This is a genomic window from Streptomyces sp. NPDC028928, assembly GCF_055564915.1.
In genome coordinates, this window is the sequence record NZ_JBVHVI010000007.1 from 239723 (window position 1) to 262830 (window position 23108).

Here is a 23108-nt window from a genome sequence, read left to right on the forward strand (position 1 = left end):
GAATTTTTCGGCTGACGGGACGTCACGTCGGCTGACGCGAGGTCACGCCGGGCGCCGGCTCCGGCTCAGTGGGCCTCCGCCGTGCGCAGCTGCTCCGCCGTCGGTGCCGTGCCGCCCAGGTGGGCGGGGAGCCACCAGGAGTCCTCGGGGCCCTTCGGGCGGCCCGGGTAGGCGCGCTGGGCGGCGTCCAGCAGTTCCTGGACGCGCTCGCGCAGCCGGCGGGTGATGGCACCGGCGTACTGGTCGCGGGGCGCCTCCACCGGCTCGCCGACACGGATGGTGACGGGCAGGTGGTCGCGCCTGAAGTTGCGCGGGTGGCCCTTCGTCCACAGCCGCTGGGTGCCCCACACCGCCATCGGGACCAGCGGAACGCCCGCCTCCTGAGCCAGCCGGGCCGCGCCCGACTTGAAGCTCTTCAGCGTGAACGACTGCGAGATCGTCGCCTCCGGGAACACCCCGATGACCTCGCCGGAGCGCAGCGCGTCCAGCGCGTGCGCGTACGCCGCCTCGCCCTGCCCGCGGTCCACCGGGATGTGCTTCATGCTGCGCATCAGCGGCCCGGACACCTTGTGCCGGAAGACCGACTCCTTCGCCATGAACCGCACCAGGCGCTTCTGCGGCAGGGCGGCCAGGCCGTTGAAGATGAAGTCCAGGTAGCTGATGTGATTGCTCACCAGCACGGCGCCGCCCGAGCGCGGGATGTTCTCCGACCCCTGACAGTCGATCTTCAGGTCCCAGACCTTGAACAGCGTCTTGGCGAAACCGATGACGGGACGGTAGACCAGCTCTGCCATGGGCGGGGCGGACCCTTTCTGCTCTGCTCGGGAAAGGGGCTCCCGGCGGGAAAGTTACGCAGCCGTAGGTTAACGGCGTCTCGCAGATCGTGCCCCAAGAACGGACGGGGAGCCAGTCCTGGTGCCCCGCGGCGGCGAGATCCTCGTCACGTCGGCCTACAACCCGTCTCGTATCTTTAACCCGCCTTTACGCTCGGAAGTGCGCTGGGCGGCGGGCGGGAATCTTTGCAGTCTTGTGAACGCTTGTGCCGAGGACGACCGGACGGGCATGAGCGGCGGAACGGGAGAATGCGGTGCGCGGGCGCGAGGACGGCAAGCGGCTCGGAGCGGCGGAACTCGGCGGAGAACCGGGGGAGCGCGCCACACTGGTGCAGTTCTCCAGCGCCTTCTGCGCACCCTGCCGGGCCACCCGGCGCATCCTCGGCGAGGTCGCCGCAATGGTCCCGGGTGTGGCCCACGTCGAGATCGACGCGGAGGCCCACCTGGACCTCGTACGCGACCTCGAGATCCTGAAGACGCCCACCGTCCTGGTGCTGGACGCCGGCGGCCATGTGGTGCGGCGCGCCACCGGACAGCCCCGCAAGGCCGACGTCATCGCCGCCCTGGGGGAAGCCGTCTGAGCGGGTTTCAGGGAATCGTGAGACATCTTCCAGATCCCGGAACCCGCTTGACTGCACCCACCACCTATCGTCAGCCTGACCGTATGCCGATCGAACTCCTTCTCTACGGACGGGTCCACGTCGACCTCGCCCGCACCGCGAGCGCGCGCTGTCCGGGCTGTTGAGCAGCCACGGACCGGTCTCCCCTCCCTCGCAGAAGGACAACTCCATGACGGCCACGCCCCACCTCGGCACTCCCCAGCTCGCCTCGCCCGAACTGCTGCGCTCCACCTTCCGCCGGCACGCCGCCGGTGTGGCGGTGATCACCGCGCGCGGGGCCTCCGGCCCGGTCGGCTTCACCGCCACCTCTCTGACCTCCGTCTCCGCCGAGCCGCCGCTGATCTCCTTCGGCATCGGCACCGGCGCCTCCAGCTGGCCCGCGATAGCCGAGGCCGACCACGTCGGCGTGCACATCCTCGGCGAGCACCAGAGCGAGCTGGCCGCCACCTTCGCCCGCAGCGGCGCCGACCGCTTCGGGGCACCCACCGCCTGGCGGGAGGGTCCGGAAGGCGTGCCGGTACTGGACGACGTGCTCGCCTGGCTGGTCTGCCGGATCGTCGGGCGGGTCCCCGCCGGTGATCACCGCATCGTGCTCGCCGAGGTGGTCCTCGGCGATCCCTCCGGCGCCGGACGGCCGCTCCTCTACCACCAGGGCCGCTTCAACGGCCTGCGGGATTGATCACGCCGCCGCCTCCTGCGAAGCGGTCGAGTTCCGATTACGCTGCGTTGCGAAGGTCACAGTTCAAAGCGCTTGCTTAGCGGGCAGGAACTGGGTGTACTGACGAGTAATATCTCGTTCGGAGCGCGCGGACGCCCCGACCGGGATCGGCCGCTTGAGGCGCCTATGCTGCCTGCAAGAGGCAGCCCGAAATGACGATGCAGTAGGAGAGCCGGCGTGAGCTTGAGGATCGTTGTCACTGTGAAGTACGTGCCCGACGCCACTGGCGACCGGCACTTCGCCGATGACCTGACCGTCGACCGCGACGACGTGGACGGTCTGCTCTCCGAACTGGACGAGTACGCGGTCGAGCAGGCCCTCCAGATCAAGGAGAACGCGGACGACGCCGAGGTCACCGTCCTGACGGTCGGCCCCGAGGACGCCAAGGACGCGCTCCGCAAGGCCCTCTCGATGGGTGCCGACAAGGCCATCCACGTCGAGGACGACGACCTGCACGGCACCGACGCCATCGGCACCTCCCTGGTCCTGGCCAAGGCCATCGAGAAGGCCGGCTACGACCTGGTGATCTCCGGCATGGCCTCCACCGACGGCACCATGGGCGTCGTCCCGGCGCTGGTCGCCGAGCGCCTCGGCGTCCCGCAGGTCACCCTGCTGTCCGAGGTCTCCGTCGAGGACGGCACCGTCAAGGGCCGCCGCGACGGCGACGCCGCCTCGGAGCAGCTGGAGGCGCAGCTCCCGGCCGTCGTCTCCGTGACCGACCAGTCCGGCGAGGCCCGCTACCCGTCCTTCAAGGGCATCATGGCGGCCAAGAAGAAGCCGGTGGAGTCCTGGGACCTGTCCGACCTGGACATCGAGGCCGAGGAGGTCGGCCTGGACGGCGCGTTCACCAAGGTCGAGGCCGCGACCGAGCGTCCGGCCCGCACGGCCGGCACCATCGTGAAGGACGAGGGCGAGGGCGGCAAGCAGCTCGCTGAGTTCCTCGCGAGCCAGAAGTTCATCTGAGGCTCGCCCCCGCTGACCGCCCCTCAACTTCGTTTCGCAGGAGAGCAATCCCATGGCTGAAGTCCTCGTCTACGTCGACCACGTGGACGGTGCCGTCCGCAAGCCCACCCTGGAGCTGCTGACCCTGGCCCGCCGCCTCGGCGAGCCCGTCGCCGTCGCCCTCGGCAACGGCGCCGCCGACACCGCCGCCACGCTCGCCGAGCACGGCGCGGTGAAGGTCCTCACCCACGACGCGTCCGAGTACGCCGAGTACCTGGTCGTGCCGAAGGTGGACGCCCTGCAGGCCGCCTACGAGGCCGTCTCCCCGGCCGCCGTGCTGGTCCCGTCCTCCGCCGAGGGCAAGGAGATCGCCGCCCGCCTGGCGCTGCGCATCGGCTCCGGCATCATCACCGACGCCGTCGACCTGGAGGCCGGCGACGAGGGCCCGGTGGCCACCCAGTCGGTGTTCGCCGCGTCCTTCACCACCAAGTCCCGTGTCATCAAGGGCACCCCGGTCATCACGGTCAAGCCGAACTCGGCCGCCGTCGAGGCCGCCCCGGCCGCCGGTGCGGTCGAGGCCCTCGCCGTGACCTTCTCGGACAAGGCGACCGGCACCAAGATCACCGGCCGTACGCCGCGTGAGTCGACGGGCCGCCCGGAGCTGACCGAGGCCGCGATCGTGGTCTCCGGTGGGCGCGGTGTGAACGGCGCCGAGAACTTCGCGATCATCGAGGCCCTCGCCGACCAGCTCGGCGCGGCCGTCGGTGCCTCGCGTGCCGCCGTCGACGCCGGCTGGTACCCGCACACCAACCAGGTCGGCCAGACCGGTAAGTCGGTCTCGCCGCAGCTCTACATCGCCAACGGCATCTCCGGCGCGATCCAGCACCGCGCCGGCATGCAGACCTCGAAGACGATCGTGGCCGTCAACAAGGACGCCGAGGCCCCGATCTTCGAGCTGGTCGATTTCGGTGTGGTCGGTGACCTCTTCGACGTCGTCCCGCAGCTGACCGAGGAGATCAAGACCCGCAAGGGCTGATCCGCCGCCGCTGTCAGGCGTACGAGGCCCCCGTGACCGAACCGACGGTCACGGGGGCCTCTGCTCATCCCGGCGTGAGCCAGGCCTGCACCGGCAGGTGGTCGCTCGGGAACCGCCCGGCCGCCGAGAAGGTGTCGACCGAGGCCCGGTGCACCGTGACACCGGGCGTGGCGAGGATCCAGTCGATGCGGTCGCCGCCCGGCGTCAGCGGCCGGTAGCCGTGGAAGGTCCCGTACAGCGCGCTGCGCTCGGCCGCCGTGTCCCAGGTGTCGCCCAGGCCGGCGCCCAGCATCGTGTCGGGACGGAGCCGCGGCCCCAGGTGTTGGACCCGATCACGTCCGGGGTCCCGGAGAGCCAGAAGTGGTCGTACTCCTGCGGGGCGAGCCGGCGGGTGTCGTGGAAGACCGCCATGAACTCGTCGTTCGCGGTGCGGCAGGGCGCGCGTCACGGGCCTGCGGGCGGCCCAGCTGTGGGGCTCGGCGGTGCTCGCGAAGCGGAGGTTGAACGACATGACGCGGAGCGGACCGCCGTGCCGTTCGCCCGCCGAGGCGGGGTCGGCGGAGAGTGCTGTACTGGACAGGGGAACGGAGATCGTGGCCACCTACGCGGTCCTCAGGCCCATACGGCGCGTGACTCGGCCGGGGATCGGCACGGGTGCTCCTTCTGCGACGGCTTCCGGACGAGTCGGGTGCTGGTGCGCTGTGCGGGAGCAGGGTGCGGTCCGGAGGGTGCCAGATGGATGTGAACAAGCCGGGATGGCGGGACGGAGTGCGGCCGAGGCGGTGTTGACCAGCGGGAAGGTTGCCGGATAACTTCGCCATACGGATTGTCGATTCCGTACAGCGGAAAGCTTGGAGGGTGTGGGATGGGTCAGCAGGAGAAGGTGGCGACAAGCCTCGCGGGCGCCGTCAGCGAGGAGATCAGCGCCTCCCTCGCACCGGTCGACGCGGAGCTGGAGCGCCGCTACCCCGGGGACCCCGGCACCCGGCAGCCCGTCCACACCGTGTACGTCCCCGGTGACGCCTTCGCCGCCGACACCATCCGCTCCTGGGGCGACCAGGCGCTGGCCCTGCTCGACGAACACGCCCCGGACGCCGCCTCCTTCGCGGCGGTCCTCGGCCTCTCCGACGAGCTGGCCGAGCCCGTCTACTCCCGCGTCCGAGCCAAGCTCGAGCGCGAGCCGATCGAAGACCTGCGCGTCGACTTCGAGGACGGGTACGGTCCCCGCCCCGACGCAGAGGAGGACGAGACGGCGGCCCGCGCGGCCCGGCTGATCGCGGAGGCGTACGAGAACGGCACCGCGGCGCCGTACATGGGCATCCGCATGAAGTGCATGGAGGCGGCGGTACGCGACCGGGGCATCCGCACCCTCGACGTCTTCCTCACCGGCCTGACGGAGGCCGGCGGCCTGCCCGAGGGTCTGGTCCTCACCCTGCCCAAGGTGACGTACCCCGAGCAGGTCAGCGCCTTCGTACGGCTCCTGGAGGCCTTCGAGAAGGCGCACGGCCTGGACGCCGGCCGACTGGGCTTCGAGATCCAGATCGAGACCAGCCAGGCCATCCTCGCCACCGACGGCACCGCCACCGTCGCCCGCATGATCCAGGCGGCCGAGGGCCGCGCCACCGGGCTGCACTACGGCACCTTCGACTACAGCGCCTGCCTCGGCGTCTCCGCCGCCTACCAGGCCAGCGACCACCCGGCCGCCGACCACGCCAAGGCGGTCATGCAGGTCGCCGCGGCGGGGACGGGGGTGCGCGTCTCGGACGGCTCGACCAACGTCCTGCCCGTCGGCCCGACCGCCAAGGTCCACGACGCCTGGCGCCTCCACTACGGCCTCACCCGCCGCGCCCTCGCCCGCGCCTACTACCAGGGCTGGGACATGCACCCCGGCCACATCCCCACCCGCTACGCGGCCGTCTTCGCCTTCTACCGCGAGGGCTTCGAACAGGCGGCGGCCCGGCTCGCCCGGTACGCCAACCGGGCCGGCGGCGACGTCATGGACGAGCCCGCCACCGCCAAGGCCCTCAGCGGCTACCTGCTGCGCGGCCTGGACTGCGGCGCCCTGGACATCGCCGAGGTCGCCCGCCTCACCGGCCTCACCCGTGCCGACCTGGAGAACTTCGCGTCCCCGCGCCGCGGCAACCTGACGGCCTCCGCCAAGTAACCGACCCGGCCCCCTGGCGCCCCGCGGCCAGGGGGCGCGGTGCCTTCAGGCGGCTCCGGGAGGCCCGCTCCGCCGCAGCGGACGTGCTCAGTCCGCCGGGGGCAGCTCGCCCGAGCCGCGGGTGATCAGGCGGGTCGGCAGTTCGATGCGCTCGGGGGCGACGAGGGTGCCGTCCAGCTGGCGGAAGAGGCGTTCGGCAGCGGTACGGCCCAGGGCCGCCGCGTCCTGGGCGACGACCGTGACTCCCGGCTGGAGCAGATCGGCCAGCTCGATGTCGTCGAAGCCGACGAGCGCGACCCGCCGGGCCTGCTCGGCCAGCACCCGGATCACGGTGACCGTCACTCGGTTGTTGCCGGCGAAGACCGCGGTGACCGGGTCCGGACCGGACAGCATCTCTTCCGCGGCCCGGCGCACCCGCTCCGGGTTCGTCGCCCCGAGGGACATCCAGCGTTCCTCGACGGCTATGCCCGCGTCCTCCATCGCCGCCCGGTAGCCGCGCAGCCGCTCGGCCGCGGTGTGGATGCGGGGCATGTCGCCGATGAAGCCGATCCGGCGGTGGCCGTGCGCGATGAGGTGGGCGACGCCGTCGCGGGCGCCGCCGTAGTTGTCGGACAGGACCACGTCGGCCTCGATCCGGCCGGCCGGGCGGTCCACGAACACGGTCGCCACGCCGGCCCTGATCTCCGGCTCCAGATAGCGGTGGTCGTCCCCGGCCGGGATCACCACCAGGCCGTCCACCCGGCGTGCGCACAGGGCCAGCGCCAGCTCCTGCTCGCGCTCGGGGTCCTCGGCGCTGGAGCCGTTGATCAGCAGGGCGCCGTGGGCACGGGCCACCTCCTCGACGGCTCGGCTGAGCGGGCCGTAGAACGGGTCCGCGAGATCCTCCAGGACCAGACCGATGCTCGCCGTACGGCCCTTGCGCAGCACGCGCGCGCTGTCGTTGCGGCGGAAGCCGAGCGCCTCGATCGCCTCCTGCACCCGGCGCTCGGTGTCCGGGGTGACCCCGGGCTCGCCGTTGACCACCCGGGAGACCGTCTTGAGCCCGACCCCGGCGCGTGCCGCCACGTCCTTCATGGTCGGGCGGTTGCCGTACCGGTTCCCGGGAAGGCGGTCTGCGCGGCGGGTGGTCTCGGGCACGATGCGTCTGTCCTGTCTGTCGTCCGGGGCGGGGGTGCGGGATCCGTGGGCTTGTATGAGGATGTGGCGTCGAGCATAGAGCCTGGACAACGTTGTCAGATGCGAGAGAGACTGTCCACCGCTGTCTCCGGCCTGCGCCCCCACCGCTTGACCGGCCTGCCTTTCTTTGGTTTTCAAGCTTCAACGGGGAGATCTGACTCTGATGCACACCGACCTCGTGGCGGCCCTGGACATCGGCGGCACCAAGATCGCCGGCGCGCTGGTGGACCGCGCCGGCCGGATCCTGGCCAGAGCCCAGCGCGCCACGCCCGCCCAGCAGCACGGCGAAACGGTCATGCAGGCCGTGGCGGAGGTGCTCGGCGACCTCGCCGGGTCGCCCCTGTGGGGACGCGCGGGCTCGGTCGGCATCGGCAGCGCGGGCCCGGTGGACGCCTCGGCCGGCACGGTCAGCCCGGTGAACGTGCCCGGCTGGCGCGACTTCCCGCTGGTCGACCGGGTCCGCGAGATCACCGGGGGCCTGCCGGTGGAGCTGATCGGCGACGGCGTCGCGATCACGGCGGCCGAGCACTGGCAGGGCGCCGCGCGCGGCCATGACAACGCGCTGTGCATGGTGGTCTCGACGGGGGTCGGCGGCGGCCTGGTGCTGGGCGGCCGGCTGCATCCCGGTCCGACCGGCAACGCCGGGCACATCGGGCACATCAGCGTCGACCTCGACGGCGACCCCTGCCCGTGCGGCTCGCGCGGCTGCGTGGAGCGCATCGCCAGCGGGCCCAACATCGCCCGCCGGGCCCTGGAGCAGGGCTGGCTCCCGGGCCCCGACGGTGACACCTCGGCCGCCGCGGTGGCCGCCGCCGCCCGCGCGGGCGACCCGGTCGCCGTGGCCTCCTTCGAGCGGGCGGCGCAGGCGCTGGCCGCCGGTATCGCGGCCACCGCGACCCTGGTCGAGATCGAGATAGCGGTGATCGGCGGGGGCGTCGGCAAAGCGGGCGACGTCCTGTTCACACCGCTGCGCAAGGCCCTCACCGACTACGCGACCCTCTCCTTCGTGCAGCGGCTCACCGTCGTACCCGCGCAGACGGGCACCGACGCGGGGCTGGTCGGCGCCGCCGCGGCAGCCCTGACCCACAGCCCGGACGTGCCGGCGGCGACCCGCTAGATCCTTCCTTCCGCTAGGCGGCCGCCGCCCCCGCGCGTCAGCGGGAGGACCTCCGGTTCGCCTGGCCCGGCCGGCTCAGCAGACGAGCCGGGCGTCGGCCCAGTCCGCGTGGTCGGAGTCGATGCCGTCTCCGCCGTCGGTGACGACGAGCCGGACCACCTGGGCGCCGCTGATGTCGGCGGTGAGTGGCTGGGCGGGCACCGCGTTGGTCAGGACACCCGTGGCAGCGGCCTTCGTGCCGTCCGCCCATATCTCGAAGGCGACGGTGCCCTCCGTGCCCTTCTCGTCGTCCATGCCGACGTCCGCCGTGACCTTCTCGCAGGCCTTGCCGGTGTAGAAGGAGACGTCGCTGAGCGCGTGGACGCCGAGCCCCTTGGCGTACACGGTCCCGCCGATGGTGAGCGCGGCGCCGTCGCCGGCGGCGCTCTCCCCGTTGCTGGTGTCACGCTCCACGGGGCCCCAGCCGCTGGTCGCCGACAGCCAGGGCAGGTCGCCGAGGTACGACGTCCCCGCGGGCGGTCGTGTGACGACGGACGCGGTCAGCGGGAGACTGCTGCCGACGGGTGTGCCGGACGGTGAGCGGTGACTCGTGCGCAGTACGAGGCCGTAGGAGCCGGTGGGGGTGCCGGCCGGGGCGGTCACCTGCCAGCCGGTGCGCAGTGTGCGGCCGGTGGCGAGGGTGGGTGCCGAGGTCGCCGAGGTGGCCCGTACGGTCCAGCCGGCGGGTCCGGTCAGCGTCACGGACACCTGCCGCGCGGGCGTGCGGCCCAGGTCGGTGACGGTGCTGGTCAGCGTGGCCGGGGTGGCGGCCTCCAGCAACGGGCTGCCGTCCAGGCCGAGTTCGACGGCGGGCGGGTGGGCGGCCCAGCGCGGGTCGGCCGAGACGCGCAGCAGGACGGTGCCGTGGGCCGGGACGGTGGCGGCGACGGTCCCGGCGGTGTTGGACGAGCGGTGCTGCCACAGGTCGCGCAGGGTGTAGCCGTCGGCGTCGGGCAGGCCGACGGCGCTCGCGCTGGTGGCGATCCGCTGGGCGGTGCCGGATTCGTTGAACAGGGCCACCGCGCGGCTGCCGTCCTTCATCTCCTTGGCGACGACCCAGCGTCCGCCCGCGGAGGAGACGACCACGCCCTGTCTGCCGAGCGGGTCCTGGTCGACGGCGATGACCTCCTTGTTGCCCAGGATGTCGTAGGTCGCCTGGGAGGCCTTGCGCAGGTCGGTGCCGATGAGCAGCGGCGCGGCCATCACCGACCAGAGCGAGAAGTGCGAGCGGTACTCGGTGTCCGTCATGCCGCCGTTGCCGACCTCCAGCATGTCGGGGTCGTTCCAGTGGCCCGGGCCGGCGTACGGCGCGAGGGGGAGGTTCTGCTTCAGGATCGAGAGCATCGAACTCCAGCTGTCGCTGATGTCCCCGGTGGTCCGCCACAGGTGGCCGACGTCCGCGGCCCACTCCCAGGGCTTGTTCTCACCCCATTCGCAGATGCTGTAGACGATCGGCCGACCGGTCGCCTTCAGCGCGTCCCGCATGGTCCGGTAGCGCCGCTCGGCGTCCACGCCCTGGTTGTTGCAGTTGTCGTACTTCAGGTAGTCGACGCCCCAGTCGGCGAACTGCCGTGCGTCGCTGTACTCGTGGCCCAGGGCGCCCGGAAAGCCGGCGCTGTTGCAGGTCTTGGTGCCGGCACTGGTGTAGATGCCGAGTTTGAGGCCCTTGGCGTGGACGTAGTCGGCGACCGCCTTGATCCCGTGGGGGAAACGCACGGGGTCGGGTACCAGCTTGCCGTTCGCGTCGCGGTCCGGCAGGGCCCAGCAGTCGTCCAGGTTGACGTACTGGTAGCCCGCGTCCTTCAGGCCCTTCTGGACGAAGAGGTCGGTGACACCTTTGACCATGGACTCGTCGAACTCCGCGCGGCAGTGCGTGGAGTTCCAGTTGTTGAAGCCCATCGGCGGGGTGAGCGCGAGGCCGTCGGCGAGGGCGGGGGCGGCCGGTGCCGCGGGGGTCCGGACGGGGGCGGCCAGGGCGGGGACGGCGAGGCCCGCCGCGCACAGCAGCCCCGCGGTGAGGGCTCCGGCCACTCTTCGGCGGGTGGTGCGGGTCGTGCGGGTGTGAGGGTGACGCATCGTTACGTTCCTCCGACTCGCGAAACCGGGATGACGGCATGTACCTGCCATCAGTGTGCGTTTACGGTAGGACGTGTCGAAGTCTGTTGGAAGGGGGCGGGTGTGGACGGGGGGTCGGGTGTCCGGCTCTGTTCGCTTCGGTGCTACGACGCCTCGGTGACCCTGCCCCAGCCCGGCAGCGGCGGCTGAGGCCAGGCGGGCGGCCGGGGCAGCGACCCCGCCGGGCCGTCGACGACCAGCCCGTCGGCGGGCAGCCGGCCGGTGAGCCAGCCGAGCAGCCGGTGCCCGGGCCCGGAGACCGACGGGCCCTCGGCCGCGAGGGGCCTGCGCAGGCCGAGGTCGGTGGCCGCCACGGAGGCGAGCGGGAAGCCCTGCGCCCGCAGCGTGCCGAGGGTGTCGTCCAGCGCCCAGCGGACGTACCGCTCCGGCCAGTTCTCGGTGCCGTACCCGAGAGCCAGGTCGAGGTGATGCGTCTCCAGCTCGCGCAGACAGCGCAGCAGCAGGTACCAGGCCGGGTGGCGCCAGCCGGCCAGTGCCGGGACGAGCCGGTCCCAGGCGGGGGCGGGCGTCGTACGGGCCTCGGCCGTGAACCGGTCGAGACCGTCCCGCAGCAGGGCGGCGAGCCGGCCGGCGGGCAGCGACGCGTCCCGCTCCACCGCCGCGGCCGGCGCCGGCGCGTTCGTGCGCGGCCCGGGCTCACGGCCGGTGCGCGCGAGCCGCAGCAGCCATCCGTAGGCGTCCACGCTGTGGCGGACGTGCGCGAGGACATGGCCGCGGGTCCACGTCGGCAGCCCCGAGGGGGCCCGCACCTCTTCCTCGGACAGCCGGGCCGCGCCGCGCACGAGCCGCTCGCCCGAGCGCACGACGTCCTCGACGTACTCCCGGGCCTGGGCGCCGGAGGCGGGGAAACCGGTCACGCGCGGTCCTCGGCTCGGCGGAACTCGTGCACGACCTCGATGCGGCCGACGATGTGCGCGTTGAACTCGTCCAGCTCCTCGGCCGGCACCCACAGCTCCAGGATGGTCTCGCCGCCGGCCTGACGGACCGGGTAGCGGGCGAGGAAGGCGCTGTCGACCTCGAAGCGGGTGACGAAACCGGCGCCGTCGTGCCGGACGTTCCAGTCCCGGGCGATGCGGACCGCGTAGTCCTCGTTCAGCACCGGATAGAAGATCGGCTGTTCCGGAAGCCGGGGCGGCCACGCCCGCCACTCCAGCTCGCGGACCAGCTCCAGTTCCACGGGGCCCGTCGGGCGCCAGAGCGTGGTGGTGGGACGGGGGCTGGGCATGGCTGTGGCCTTCCTGGTGGTCGCCTCCGGTGGTCCCGGTGCCACCGGGCCTCCCGGAGACTACCCTCCGGTTGATCACCGGGGCCACGAGGTTTCGCTGCCGCCGCGCCTCACGGTTACGCGGGCAAGCCGCCGGTGTCGCGCGTGACTCCTGGCCGTCCGCGTAGTTGATCAGGGCATGAAGAAGCGCAGCATGCTCGCCATCGCCACCCTCGCCGCGGGATTCGTCGTGGCCGCCGTCACCCCGTCCCACGCGGCGGACGAGGGGCCGCTCGGCGACCTCAACGTCTCGGACACCCTCGACTCGGCCGGTCACCTCGTCGCCCAGGACAGCCTGGACGTCGACCACAGGGCCCTCGGGGACAACTGACCGACCGCGTACGGCGTGTGTGCCGGTGCTCCTCGCCACCGGGGACACCGGCACTCCCGTGTGCGCGCGGACAGGCGCCCTCAACGGGAGGGGGTTTCCGTGGCAGGGTGGAGCGGGCAAGCCTCAGGGGGCCAACAGAAGAGGGGGAGTCCGTGACCGTCGTCTGGATCAACGGCGCGTTCGGTGCGGGGAAGACCACCACCGCACGCGAACTGATCGAACTGATCCCGAACAGCACGCTCTTCGACCCCGAGGTCATCGGCGGGGCGCTCACGCACCTGCTGCCGCCCAAGCACCTCGCCGAGGTCGGCGACTTCCAGGACCTGCCGATCTGGCGCCGGCTGGTGGTCGACACCGCCGCCGCGATGCTCGCCGAGCTGGGCGGCACCCTGGTGGTGCCCATGACCCTGCTCCGGCAGGAGTACCGCGACGAGATCTTCGGCGGCCTCGCCGCCCGCCGGATCGCCGTGCACCATGTGCTCCTCGCCCCGGCCGAAACGATCCTGCGCGAGCGGATAGCGAGGCGGGAGGTCCCGCCCGACATACCCGACGGCGAGATACGCACGCGGCAGTGGTCGTACGACCACATCGAGCCCTACCGCGCCGCCCTCGCCTCCTGGCTCACCGCCGACGCCCACCCGGTCGACACCAGCGCCCTCACCCCGTACGAGACCGCCGTCCGCATCGCCGACGCCGTCGGCAGCGGTGCCGTCCCCGTCTGCGACATCGTGCAGACCCCCGAGCCGACCGCCGAGACGCTCGCCGCCGGGGTCCTGCTCTTCGACGAGCAGGACCGGGTGCTGCTGGTCGACCCCACCTACAAGCCCGGCTGGGAGTTCCCCGGCGGCGTGGTGGAGCGGGGCGAGGCGCCGGCCCGCGCCGGGATGCGCGAGGTCGCCGAGGAGACCGGGATACGGCTTCGGGAGGTGCCCCGGCTGCTCGTCGTGGACTGGGAGAGGCCCGCCCCGCCCGGGTTCGGCGGGCTGCGGCTGCTCTTCGACGGCGGCCGGCTGGAGTCCGGCGAGGCCTCCCGGGTGCTGCTGCCCGGCCCGGAGCTGCGGGCGTGGCGGTTCGCCACGGAGGAGGAGGCCGCCGGGATGCTGCCGCCGGTCCGCTACGAACGGCTGCGCTGGGCGCTGCGCGCCCGGGAACGGGGCAGTGCGCTCTACCTGGAGGCGGGGGTGCCGGTCGGCTGACCCGACGCCGCGCCCAGGGCCTGTCCGGCAATTCCCTCCCCACTCTTCGGCCGGGAGGTGCCCCGGCCTCGCGACGCCATGGACGCTTCCCGGAGGGGCACCCCCACTCGCCGCACCGGGCGCAGACCCGAATACGTCCGGATCGGTCAGACAGGCCCTAGCGAGCGGAGCACGGCGGTGGCGCCGGAGAGCACCGGGTCGCCGTGGCCGAAGCAGGCGACCTCCGCTCCGAGATCCGCCAACCGCCGTATCGAGGCGATGAGTCGGGCGCGGTCCAGGTTGAACACTCCCGGCATCGGCGTTCCGTCGGCCGGTGCCGCCGCCACCGTGTCCCCGGTGAAGAGCACACCGTGCGCGGGCAGGAACACCGCGATGCTGCCGTCGGTGTGCCCCGGGATGTGCACCACCCGGGCGCCGCCGCCGAAGCCGAGTACGTCACCGTCGGACAGCTCGGTGAGCGCGGGCGGCGGCACCGGGGGGCCCGGGGGCAACTGCCGGAGGGCCGCCGCGTGCAGGGGCCGCTCCCACTCCTCCACCCGCGGTGCCGGGCCCGGCCGTTCCCCCCGGACGAACGGGGCGTCCAGGTGGTGTGCCAGCACTTCGGCCCCGCTCAGCGCGGCGAACTCGCCCGCCCCGCCGACGTGGTCCTCGTGGAAGTGGGTGAGCACGACACGTCGTACGTCCCGGGGCGCGTGCCCCAGCGCGGTGACCGCGTCGGCGATCGGCCGGCCCGCGCCGATCGGGCCCGCGTCGATCAGGGTCAACTCCGCGTCGTCGCGCCAGAGATAGGCCTGGCCGACGGGGAAGCGGAGCAGGTGCAGTCGGGGCAGCAGTTCGATGACGTCCATGCGCCGACCGTAGGCAGGGCCCCGGCCCGTGGGCGAGGGCCCTCTGCCGTGGGCAGAAGAGGTCAGCCCGCCGCGTAATTGCGCAGGAACAGCGCCTCGGCGACCGACAGCCGCTCCAACTCCTCGGGGGACACGCTCTCGTTGACCGCGTGGATCTGCGCCTCCGGCTCGCTCAGGCCGATGAGCAGGATCTCCGCCTGCGGGTACAGGCCGGCGAGGGTGTTGCACAGCGGGATCGAGCCGCCCTGGCCGGCGTACTGCATGGTCTCGCCGGGGTAGGCCACCGCCATCGCCTCGGCCATCGCCTGGTAGGCGGGGCTGGAGGTGTCGGCGCGGAACGCCTGGCCCTGGCCGATCTGCTCGGTGCTGACCCGGGCGCCCCACGGGGTGTGCGCCTCGATGTGCGCCTGGAGCAGCTTGGTGGCCTCGGCGGCGTCCACGCCCGGCGGCACCCGCAGGCTGACCAGGGCGCGGGCGCTCGACTGCACCGACGGGGTGGCGCCGACGACCGGCGGGCAGTCGATGCCGAGGACGGTGACCGCCGGGCGGGCCCAGATCCGGTCGGCGACCGAGCCGTCACCGATCAGCTCGACGCCGTCCAGCACCCGGGCGTCCGCGCGGAACTGCTCCTCGGTGTACTCCAGGCCGTCCCACTCGGCCGTGGCGTCCAGGCCGTCGACCGTGGTCGAGCCGTCCTCGGCGCGCAGCGAGTCCAGCACCCGGATCAGCGCGGCCAGCGCGTCCGGGGCGGCACCGCCGAACTGGCCCGAGTGCAGATTTCCGGCCAGGGTGTCGATCCGCACCCGGACCAGCGTCATGCCGCGCAGCGTGGTGGTCACCGTCGGCAGGCCCACCCGGAAGTTGCCCGCGTCGCCGATGACGATCGTGTCCGCCGCCAGCAGTTCGGGGTGCTGCTCGGCGTACCGCTCCAGGCCCCCCGTGCCCTGCTCCTCCGAGCCCTCCACGATCACCTTCACGTGCACCGGGACACCGCCGTTCGCCTTGAGGGCGCGCAGCGCGAGCAGGTGCATGATGAAGCCGCCCTTGCAGTCGGCGGTCCCGCGGCCGTACCAGCGGCCGTCGCGCTCGGTCAGCTCGAACGGCGGGGTGGCCCAGCCGGCCTCGTCGAGCGGGGGCTGCACGTCGTAGTGGGCGTAGAGAAGAACCGTTTTCGCACCCGCCGGGCCCGGCAGATAGCCGTACACGGACTGCGTGCCGTCCGGGGTGTCGAGCAGTGCCACGTCCGTGAAGCCCTCGGCGCGCAGCGCGTCGGCTATCCAGCCCGCGGCGGCGTCGCTCTCGCTCTTCGGGAACTGCGTGAAGTCCGCCACCGACTTGAAGGCGACCAGTTCGGCCAGCTCCGCCTTCGCCCGGGGCAGCAGCGAGGCGACGGTCTCGGCGACCGGATTCGACGGCATGGGCACGCTCCTCGTGGGTGCGACGTTGTACGGGGTGAGTACACCGGCTTTGTACGGGGTGAGTACACCGGCTTTGTACGGGGTGAGTACACCGATCCTCCCACAGCGGCCTGCACGGACGGCCGCCGTAGGATGCGACAGGACACTTGGCAGCGGCTTTGATCGGAGCGGTAGACCATCGTGAGCGGCGAGAACTCTTCGGCGGACGACGTGCAGCGGGTGTGGGACGTCGTCGTGGTGGGCGCGGGCCCAGCGGGCGCCTCGGCCGCCTACGCGGCGGCGGTCGCCGGACGGCGCGTGCTGTTGCTGGAGAAGGCCGAGTTGCCGCGCTACAAGACGTGCGGCGGCGGCATCATCGGCCCCTCGCGCGACGCCCTGCCGCCCGGCTTCGAGCTGCCCTTCCGGGACCGCGTGCACGCGGTCACCTTCTCGAACAACGGCCGCTTCACCCGCACCCGCCGCTCCAAGCAGATGCTCTTCGGGCTGATCAACCGCCCCGAGTTCGACCAGCAGCTGGTCGAGCACGCCCAGAAGGCCGGTGCCGAGCTGCGGACGGGCGTCACGGTCCAGCGGGTCGAGCAGCACGGCTCGGCGGTGCCGGACCGCCGCACGGTCGCCGTCGTCCTGCAGGGCGGGGAGACGGTGCTGGCCCGCGCGGTCGTCGGGGCCGACGGCAGCGCCAGCCGGATAGGGGCCCACGTCGGTGTGAAGCTCGACCAGGTGGACCTCGGCCTGGAGGCGGAGATCCCGGTGCCGGAGACGGTCGCCGAGGACTGGAAGGGGCGGGTCCTGATCGACTGGGGCCCGCTGCCGGGCAGTTACGGCTGGGTCTTTCCGAAGGGCGACACGCTGACGGTCGGCGTGATCTCCGCGCGCGGCGAAGGCGCCGCCACCAAGCGGTACCTGGAGGACTTCATCGCCCGTCTCGGGCTCGCCGGTTTCGAGCCGGCCATCTCCTCCGGTCACCTGACCCGCTGCCGCGCCGACGACTCCCCGCTGTCCCGGGGCCGGGTGCTGGTCTGCGGGGACGCGGCCGGTCTGCTGGAGCCGTGGACCCGCGAGGGCATCTCCTTCGCGCTGCGCTCGGGCCGCCTGGCGGGGGAGTGGGCGGTGCGGATCGCGGAGGCGCACGACGCCGTGGACACCCGTCGCCAGGCCCTGAACTACGCGTTCGCGATCAAGGCCGGGCTCGGCGTCGAGATGGCCGTCGGCAAGCGGCTGCTGACCGTGTTCGAGAAGCGCCCCGGCCTCTTCCACGCGGCCCTCACCGGCTTCCGCCCGGCCTGGCGGGCGTTCCGGGACATCACGCAGGGCTCGACCTCGCTGGGCGAGATCGTCCGCTCCCACCCGCTCGCCCAGCGCGCCCTGACCGCGCTGGACCGGGGGCCGGCCGCCCCGGCGGAGGAGCCCGTCAGTTCGTGACGGTGATGCGGAAGACCGGGTGGTCGGGGGCGATCCGGCGCAGCTCCGCGTCCGGGGAGTCGGGGCCGACGCCGTCGAAGAAGGCCCCGACCTCCGCCTTCCAGCGCTTGAGGTAGGCCCGCAGCAGCGGGACCTTGTCGTCGTCGGGGACCTCGGTGGCGGTGAAGACGTCCACGTTCCTGCCGAGGTGGAGTTCGCCGCCGCCGGCCGCGCGCATGTTCCGTGTCCACTGGACGTGACCGCGCGGGGCGACCAGGTACTGCTGCCCGTCCACGGTCAGCAGGTTCACCGGCGTGGTGCGCCATTCCCCGCTCTTGCGGCCCCGCACCGCCAGCACACGCGAGCCCCAGATGCTGATGCCGCGCCGGGTCAGCCAGGACACGGCCCGGTTGAAGACGTGGACGGTGAACCAGCCCGGCTTGATGACGTGTGTCGACATGGAGACCCCCACGGTTTGAGAGAGCGGTGCTCTCGCTTGCCTCCAGTGTGGGCCAGACGGGTGCTCCGAAGCAAGAGCACTGCTCTCTTTTTTGTTCGTCGCTCTCTTTTGTGTGCACTGCTCTCCCGCATGGCACACTGCTGGCATGAGCACCGCACAGGGCGCCCGCGCACGGGCCAGGCAGGAAGTCACCGCGGCCATCAAGGAGGCGGCGCGCAGACAACTGGCGGCGGAGGGCGCGGCCAAGCTCTCCCTGCGGGCGGTGGCCCGCGAGCTGGGCATGGTGTCGTCGGCCCTGTACCGCTACTTCCCCAGCCGGGACGACCTGCTGACCGCCGTGATCATCGATGCCTACGACTCCCTCGGCGAGGCCGCGGAGCGGGCGCGGGACGCCGCGGCCGACGCGGTGCCGGCGGCCCGCTGGGTGGCGGTGGGCGAGGCGGTGCGCGGCTGGGCGCTCGCCCATCCGCACGAGTACGCGCTGATCTACGGCTCACCCGTGCCCGGCTACTCCGCCCCCGAGACCACCGTGCCGGCCGCGGCCCGCGTCGGCACGGTCCTCATCGGCATCGTCCGGGACGCCCACCAGGGCCCGGGCCTCGCCCCCCTCCCCCTCCCGGCCGGCCTGCGCCCCGAGGCCGCCCGGATGGCCGCCGACCTCGCCCCCGACCTGCCGGCGGAGGCCGCGGTGGCCCTGGTGGCGGCCTGGGCCCAGCTCTTCGGACTGGTCGGTTTCGAACTGTTCGGTCAGTTCCACCGGGTGGTGGAGGACCGCGAGACGTTCTTCCGGCACGCGGCCGGCCGCCTGGCGGAGGGCGTGGGCCTGGGGCGGGACTGAGTCGCCCCTTCGGGGTGGGCTGTCACACAGGAGGTTCCATGCGTTCTCTGTTCGTTGCGGCAGCGGCATTCGCTCTGATCACGGCAAGCGCGAGTGCCGGCGCGGCCGAGACGGCCCACGACAGCGCGGGGTGGAAGTGCGCGCGGGACGTGTGCCTCCGGTGAGCAGGATCCCCGAGCACAGGGACGCGCACGGGTGCAATCACAACGGCAGGTACACCCCTGTCGGACTGCCCTGTGAGGACGTCAGCTGAGCGCGCCGGCCTGCCACCGGGAGCCGCGTACTCCCCCGGGAGTACCGGTGGTCACCTCGCCCGGCTGACGCCGTCGCGGCCCGTCGGCGTCTAGCGTGGCCGCATGGAGGAACAGCACGGCGGGGGGCCCGGGCACTGGTGGCGGTACGGCCCCCCGGGGTGGCATCGGGCGGACGGTACGGAGGCGGGCCGCGGCCGGCTGCCGTGGCGTTCCACCCTGCTGCTCACCACGTTCGTGCTGATCGGTACCCGCTTCGCCGCCCACGGCCAGCCGGACCGGGTACCGCTCGACGGCTACGCGCGCGTGCTGCTGCTCGCCGCCTCCGTACCGCTGCTGGGGCGGCACCGCCATCCGGTGGCCGTGGCGTACGGCACGGCAGCGGCGGCACTGGCCTACCTGGCCCTCGGCTACCCCTACGGGCCCGTCTTCCTGCCCGTGGCGGTCGGCTGCTTCAGCGCGGTCGTCGCCGGTCACCGCCGGGCCGCCTGGACGGCCGTAGGGCTGCTGTGGGCCGGGCACGTCCTGGTCGCGCTCTGGCTGTACCGGTGGCTCCCGCCCGCCGGGGACCGCGGCGCGGGCCTCGGCCAGGAGATCGTCGTCGCCACCTGGGTGCTGGCCGTCGCCGCCCTCGCGGAGCTGGCCCGGCTGCGGCGCGAACAGTGGGCGCGGGAGCGCGCGGACCGCGCCGAGGCCGCGCGCCGGCGCGCCGACGAGGAGCGGCTGCGCATCGCCCGCGAGCTGCACGACGTCCTCGCGCACAGCATCTCCGTCATCAACGTCCAGGCGAGCATGGGCCTCGCCCTGCTCGACAGCGACCCGGAGCAGGCCCGGGCCGCGCTCACCACCATCAAGTCCGCCAGCAAGGAGGCGCTCGGCGAGGTGCGCCAGGTCCTCGGCACCCTGCGCGCACCGGGCGCCGCACCCCGCGCCCCCGCGCCCGGCCTGGACCGGCTGCCGGAGCTGGTGCAGCAGGCAGCGGCGGCCGGCCTCACCGTCGAGACCGAGGGCGAGCCGCCCCGGCTCCCGCCCGGCGCCGACCTGGCCGCCTTCCGCATTCTCCAGGAGGCCCTCACCAACGTCGTACGGCACTCCGGTTCGCGGCACGCGCGCGTGCACTTCGGGTACCGCGACGGCGTGCTGCGGCTGCGGATCGACGACGACGGGCCGGCGACCGGCGCGGACGCGGGCGGCAGCGGGAACGGGCTGGCCGGCATGCGGGAGCGGGCCGCCGCGCTGGGTGGCACCATCGAGGCGGGCCCGCGCCCCGACGGCGGCTTCCGGGTGCTCGCCGTCCTGCCGTCGGACCTCAGGGAGGACCAGTGATCCGGGTACTGCTCGCGGACGACCAGTCGCTGGTGCGGGCCGGTTTCAGGGCGCTGCTCGACGCGCAGCCGGACATCGAGGTGGCCGGCGAGGTCGCCGACGGCGAGGAGGCGCTGCGCCGGGTGCGGGAACTGCGGCCGGACGTCGTCCTCATGGACATCCGCATGCCGCTGCTGGACGGCCTGGCCGCGACCCGGCGCATCACCTCGGCAGCGGAGCTGGCGGAGGTGAAGGTGGTCATGCTGACCACCTTCGAACTGGACGAGTACGTCTTCGAGGCGATCCGCGCGGGCGCCTCCGGTTTCCTGGTGAAGGACACCGAGCCGGACGAACTCCTGCGCGCCGTACGGGCGGTGGTCGCCGGGGACGCACTGCTGTCGCCGGGCGTCACCCGCCGGCTGATCGCCGAGTTCGCGGCCCGCTCCAAGGAACCCGCGACCGCGGACGCGCTCTCCCGGCTCACCGAACGGGAGCGGGAGGTGATGGCGCTGGTCGGCATCGGACTGTCCAACGAGGAGATCGCCCGCCGGCTGGTGGTCAGCCCGCTCACCGCCAAGACCCACGTGAGCCGGACCATGGTGAAGCTGGGCGCCCGGGACCGCGCCCAACTGGTCGTGCTCGCCTACGAGTCGGGGTTGGTACGGCCCGGCTGGCTGGGCTGAGCCGTCTGCCGGAAGCGCACCAGCACGCTGATCACCCGGGCCAGGAACACCACCGGTGCCACCGCCATGCCGAGCCGGAGCAGCACCGTGGGCAGGGGGCCGGGCAGGTCGAAGAGGAGCGCGGGCCCGGCCACGGCGCCGAACAGCACCGCCGCCGCGAAGGCTGCGCTGACCAGCGCGTACCCGATCTCGACCGTCGCCGCGTCCCGCTCCGCCATGGTCCGGCGGCCCCCGTGTGCGTCCATTCCGTCAGTTTCACAGACGTGCGCCCGGCGGGACAAGCGACTCCCGCCGGGCGCACGCGTGGAGGCGATCCCCCTAGTCGCGGACCGGTACGCGGTCCGCGTCCGCCTCCTTCACGGTGGACCTGGCGACCACGAGGGACCGGCCCGGACGGGACCGGCGCAGCCCGGTGAGCGACAGCAGCAGCCCCGCCACGGCGATGACCGTGACCACGACCAGGCCGGGCCGGTAACTGTCCAGGACGGCCTGCGGGGTGGCCTTCTCGGGGGCGTGCGCGGTCACCACCGCCGTCACGACGGCCAGGAAGATCGCGCCGCCCACCTGCACCGAGGTGTTCAGCAGACCGGAGACCATGCCCTGCTCGTGCTCGTCCACGCCGTTGGTGGCCTGGACGTTGAGGGACGGGAAGGTCAGGGCGAAGCCGGAGCCGACCAGCAGCATGGTCGGCAGGATGACGGCCGCGTAGACCGGGTGCAGGTCGATGCGCAGGAACAGCACGTATCCGGCCGCCAGCAGGACGAAGCCGAGCACGATCAGCCGCGTGGTGCCGAACCGGTCGATGACGTCCCCGACCTTGGTCGCGGAGAGCGCCACCAGGGCGCCCGCCGGCAGGAACGCCAGCGCCGTGTGCAGGGCCGACCAGCCCAGCACCTGCTGCATGTAGAGCGTGACCAGGAACTGGAACCCCGTGTAGCTGCCGACGAACGTCAACGCACCCAGCTGCGCCCGGATCTGCGGCCCGGAGCGCAGCACGCCGAGCCGGACCAGCGGGCTCGGGCTGCGCCGCTCGACGAGCACGAAGGCGATCAGCATGACGGCCACGGCGACGAAGGACAGCAGCGTCCGGGCCGAGGCCCAGCCGGCCTCGGGCGCCTGGACGACGGTGAACACCAGCAACAGCATCGAGGCGGTGCCGAGGACGGCACCCGGGACGTCGTAGCCGCCGTGGTCGCGTTCGCGCTCGCTGCGCGGCAGCAGCTTCATGCCCGCGAGCAGGGCCAGCAGGGCGACCGGGGCGGGCAGCAGCATGGTGAACCGCCAGCTGACCTCGGTGAGCAGACCGGAGAGGACCAGGCCCATTGAGTAGCCGGCGGCGGCGCAGGTGGTGTAGATCGACAGGGCCCGGTTGCGCAGCGGGCCCTCCGGGAACGTCGTGGTGATGATCGACAGGCCCGCCGGTGCGGTGAAGGCAGCGCTGAGGCCCTTGATGAAGCGGCTGGCGATCAGCAGCGGGCCGGAGTCCACGAGCCCGCCGAGCAGGGAGGCCAGCGCGAAGACGCCGAGCGCCACCAGGAACACCTGGCGCCGGCCGAGCAGGTCGGCGGTGCGGCCACCGAGGAGGAGCAGGCCGCCGTAGCCCAGGATGTAGCCGCTGACGACCCACTGCAGGGCCGATGTGGACAGACCGAGATCGGCGCCGATGGACGGCAGCGCGACGCCGACCATCGACACGTCCAGCGCGTCCAGGAACATCGCGGCGCACAGCACCAGCAGGGTGCCCCACAGCCGGGGAGTCCAGCGGACCGCCGGGGACGGGGCCGTGGAAGAGGTGAGCGGAGAGGTCATGCCGAGGAGATTACATGCGTATGCATGGAATGCAAGCGCATTTAATGACGGTGCAACGAACCGGATTCTCTGCTACGGTGCGGTCATGGCGGCGAAGAAGCAGCCCGAACAGGCACTCGCGGAGCAGTGGCGGGACATCCTGGCCCTGCACGCCCGCACCCAGTGCGAACTCGACCGCGAACTGCACGGGCACGGCCTGTGCGCGAGCGACTTCGAGGTCCTCGACCTGCTGGCCGAGGGCGCGGGGGCGGACGGCTGCGCCTACCGGGTGCAGGAGATCTCCGACCGGGTCCATCTCAGCCAGAGCGCGCTGTCCCGGCTCATCGGCCGGCTGGAGAAGGACGGCCTGGTCGAGCGGGCGATGTGCACGGAGGACCGGCGCGGGGTGCGGGTGGCGCTCACCGCGAAGGGGCGCGGGGGGGGGGGGGGGGGGGGGGGGGGGGGGGGGGGGGGGGGGGGGGGGGGGGGGGGGCGGGGGAGGGGGGGGGGGGGGTGATGCGCGGTAGGGCGCTCCCCCAACACA

At 72.9% G+C, this 23108-nt stretch carries 22 protein-coding genes and 2 pseudogenes; 13 read left to right on the forward strand and 11 right to left on the reverse strand.

What is annotated here, in order from left to right:
- Positions 1–65 precede the first annotated feature (65 nt).
- Positions 66–794, reverse strand: coding sequence for a lysophospholipid acyltransferase family protein (locus ACZ4U1_RS18950; RefSeq protein WP_467904524.1), 729 nt, complete (start codon positions 792–794; stop codon positions 66–68).
- A gap of 225 nt (positions 795–1019) precedes the next feature.
- Between ACZ4U1_RS18950 and ACZ4U1_RS18955 the strand changes: the two are divergent.
- The 4 genes and pseudogenes from ACZ4U1_RS18955 to ACZ4U1_RS18970 all read left to right on the forward strand — a co-directional run bounded on the left by ACZ4U1_RS18955 (position 1020) and on the right by ACZ4U1_RS18970 (position 4149).
- A pseudogene (locus ACZ4U1_RS18955) lies at positions 1020–1414 on the forward strand (TlpA family protein disulfide reductase).
- A 208-nt stretch (positions 1415–1622) separates the two neighbouring features.
- Entirely contained in the window at positions 1623–2132 is a 510-nt protein-coding gene (locus tag ACZ4U1_RS18960) for a flavin reductase family protein (RefSeq protein ID WP_467904526.1), read from the forward strand.
- A gap of 216 nt (positions 2133–2348) precedes the next feature.
- Complete coding sequence (locus ACZ4U1_RS18965) at positions 2349–3134, forward strand: electron transfer flavoprotein subunit beta/FixA family protein (protein WP_467904528.1); 786 nt, start codon at positions 2349–2351, stop codon at positions 3132–3134.
- Between the two features lie 52 nt (positions 3135–3186).
- On the forward strand, positions 3187–4149 hold the full coding sequence (locus tag ACZ4U1_RS18970) for an electron transfer flavoprotein subunit alpha/FixB family protein (RefSeq protein WP_467904529.1): 963 nt from the start codon (positions 3187–3189) through the stop codon (positions 4147–4149).
- A 64-nt stretch (positions 4150–4213) separates the two neighbouring features.
- On the opposite strand, the pseudogene ACZ4U1_RS18975 reads toward ACZ4U1_RS18970, so the two are convergent.
- Positions 4214–4750 (reverse strand): annotated as a pseudogene (locus ACZ4U1_RS18975) (exonuclease/endonuclease/phosphatase family protein).
- Between the two features lie 264 nt (positions 4751–5014).
- Here ACZ4U1_RS18975 and ACZ4U1_RS18980 point away from each other — a divergent pair.
- Positions 5015–6313 (forward strand): DUF6986 family protein, encoded by a 1299-nt coding sequence (locus tag ACZ4U1_RS18980; protein WP_467904531.1) that lies wholly within the window; start codon positions 5015–5017, stop codon positions 6311–6313.
- A gap of 87 nt (positions 6314–6400) precedes the next feature.
- On the opposite strand, the gene ACZ4U1_RS18985 is transcribed toward ACZ4U1_RS18980, so the two are convergent.
- Positions 6401–7450, reverse strand: a complete 1050-nt coding sequence (locus ACZ4U1_RS18985) for a LacI family DNA-binding transcriptional regulator (protein WP_467904532.1) — start codon at positions 7448–7450, stop codon at positions 6401–6403.
- Positions 7451–7652: 202 nt separating this feature from the next.
- Here ACZ4U1_RS18985 and ACZ4U1_RS18990 point away from each other — a divergent pair, with 202 nt between their 5' ends.
- Positions 7653–8606: an ROK family protein gene (locus ACZ4U1_RS18990; RefSeq protein ID WP_467904534.1), complete on the forward strand. Its 954-nt coding sequence runs from the start codon at positions 7653–7655 to the stop codon at positions 8604–8606.
- Positions 8607–8681: 75 nt separating this feature from the next.
- On the opposite strand, the gene ACZ4U1_RS18995 is transcribed toward ACZ4U1_RS18990, so the two are convergent.
- The 3 genes from ACZ4U1_RS18995 to ACZ4U1_RS19005 all read right to left on the reverse strand — a co-directional run bounded on the left by ACZ4U1_RS18995 (position 8682) and on the right by ACZ4U1_RS19005 (position 12006).
- Entirely contained in the window at positions 8682–10721 is a 2040-nt protein-coding gene (locus ACZ4U1_RS18995) for an NPCBM/NEW2 domain-containing protein (protein ID WP_467904535.1), read from the reverse strand.
- 143 nt (positions 10722–10864) lie between these two features.
- Entirely contained in the window at positions 10865–11638 is a 774-nt protein-coding gene (locus ACZ4U1_RS19000; protein WP_467904536.1) for a maleylpyruvate isomerase family mycothiol-dependent enzyme, read from the reverse strand.
- Positions 11635–12006, reverse strand: a complete 372-nt coding sequence (locus ACZ4U1_RS19005) for a hypothetical protein (RefSeq protein WP_467904537.1) — start codon at positions 12004–12006, stop codon at positions 11635–11637. Before ACZ4U1_RS19005 ends, ACZ4U1_RS19000 begins: the two co-directional genes overlap by 4 nt.
- A 178-nt stretch (positions 12007–12184) precedes the next feature.
- Here ACZ4U1_RS19005 and ACZ4U1_RS19010 point away from each other — a divergent pair, with 178 nt between their 5' ends.
- Together ACZ4U1_RS19010 and ACZ4U1_RS19015 are read left to right on the forward strand one after the other, a co-directional pair.
- Positions 12185–12376 (forward strand): hypothetical protein, encoded by a 192-nt coding sequence (locus tag ACZ4U1_RS19010; RefSeq protein WP_467904538.1) that lies wholly within the window; start codon positions 12185–12187, stop codon positions 12374–12376.
- A gap of 152 nt (positions 12377–12528) precedes the next feature.
- Positions 12529–13572 carry an NUDIX hydrolase gene (locus ACZ4U1_RS19015; protein WP_467904539.1) on the forward strand — a complete coding sequence of 348 codons (1044 nt, stop codon included), beginning with the start codon at positions 12529–12531 and terminating at the stop codon, positions 13570–13572.
- 146 nt (positions 13573–13718) lie between these two features.
- On the opposite strand, the gene ACZ4U1_RS19020 is transcribed toward ACZ4U1_RS19015, so the two are convergent.
- Together ACZ4U1_RS19020 and ACZ4U1_RS19025 are read right to left on the reverse strand one after the other, a co-directional pair.
- Complete coding sequence (locus ACZ4U1_RS19020; RefSeq protein ID WP_467904541.1) at positions 13719–14420, reverse strand: MBL fold metallo-hydrolase; 702 nt, start codon at positions 14418–14420, stop codon at positions 13719–13721.
- Between the two features lie 62 nt (positions 14421–14482).
- Complete coding sequence (locus ACZ4U1_RS19025) at positions 14483–15838, reverse strand: M20/M25/M40 family metallo-hydrolase (protein ID WP_467904542.1); 1356 nt, start codon at positions 15836–15838, stop codon at positions 14483–14485.
- Between the two features lie 180 nt (positions 15839–16018).
- On the opposite strand from ACZ4U1_RS19025, the gene ACZ4U1_RS19030 reads away from it, so the two are divergent.
- Positions 16019–17260 (forward strand): geranylgeranyl reductase family protein, encoded by a 1242-nt coding sequence (locus ACZ4U1_RS19030; protein ID WP_467904543.1) that lies wholly within the window; start codon positions 16019–16021, stop codon positions 17258–17260.
- Here ACZ4U1_RS19030 and ACZ4U1_RS19035 read toward each other — a convergent pair.
- Positions 17250–17699 (reverse strand): nitroreductase family deazaflavin-dependent oxidoreductase, encoded by a 450-nt coding sequence (locus tag ACZ4U1_RS19035; RefSeq protein WP_467904544.1) that lies wholly within the window; start codon positions 17697–17699, stop codon positions 17250–17252. The genes ACZ4U1_RS19030 and ACZ4U1_RS19035 overlap by 11 nt on opposite strands.
- A gap of 145 nt (positions 17700–17844) precedes the next feature.
- On the opposite strand from ACZ4U1_RS19035, the gene ACZ4U1_RS19040 reads away from it, so the two are divergent.
- The 3 genes from ACZ4U1_RS19040 (at position 17845) to ACZ4U1_RS19050 (ending at position 20776) form a co-directional block, all read left to right on the forward strand.
- Complete coding sequence (locus tag ACZ4U1_RS19040; protein WP_467904545.1) at positions 17845–18537, forward strand: TetR/AcrR family transcriptional regulator; 693 nt, start codon at positions 17845–17847, stop codon at positions 18535–18537.
- 356 nt (positions 18538–18893) lie between these two features.
- The gene (locus tag ACZ4U1_RS19045; protein ID WP_467904546.1) at positions 18894–20114 is read left to right on the forward strand and encodes a sensor histidine kinase; all 1221 of its coding nucleotides are present in this window, start codon (positions 18894–18896) and stop codon (positions 20112–20114) included.
- The gene (locus tag ACZ4U1_RS19050) at positions 20111–20776 is read left to right on the forward strand and encodes a response regulator transcription factor (protein ID WP_467904547.1); all 666 of its coding nucleotides are present in this window, start codon (positions 20111–20113) and stop codon (positions 20774–20776) included. The genes ACZ4U1_RS19045 and ACZ4U1_RS19050 overlap by 4 nt, the downstream gene beginning before the upstream one ends.
- On the opposite strand, the gene ACZ4U1_RS19055 is transcribed toward ACZ4U1_RS19050, so the two are convergent.
- Together ACZ4U1_RS19055 and ACZ4U1_RS19060 are read right to left on the reverse strand one after the other, a co-directional pair.
- Positions 20737–21021, reverse strand: coding sequence for a DUF6332 family protein (locus ACZ4U1_RS19055; RefSeq protein WP_467904549.1), 285 nt, complete (start codon positions 21019–21021; stop codon positions 20737–20739). The genes ACZ4U1_RS19050 and ACZ4U1_RS19055 overlap by 40 nt on opposite strands.
- A gap of 73 nt (positions 21022–21094) precedes the next feature.
- Positions 21095–22585, reverse strand: coding sequence for an MFS transporter (locus tag ACZ4U1_RS19060; protein ID WP_467904550.1), 1491 nt, complete (start codon positions 22583–22585; stop codon positions 21095–21097).
- A gap of 85 nt (positions 22586–22670) precedes the next feature.
- Between ACZ4U1_RS19060 and ACZ4U1_RS19065 the strand changes: the two genes are divergently transcribed.
- Entirely contained in the window at positions 22671–23081 is a 411-nt protein-coding gene (locus tag ACZ4U1_RS19065; protein WP_467904551.1) for a MarR family winged helix-turn-helix transcriptional regulator, read from the forward strand.
- The last annotated feature ends 27 nt before the right edge of the window (positions 23082–23108 follow it).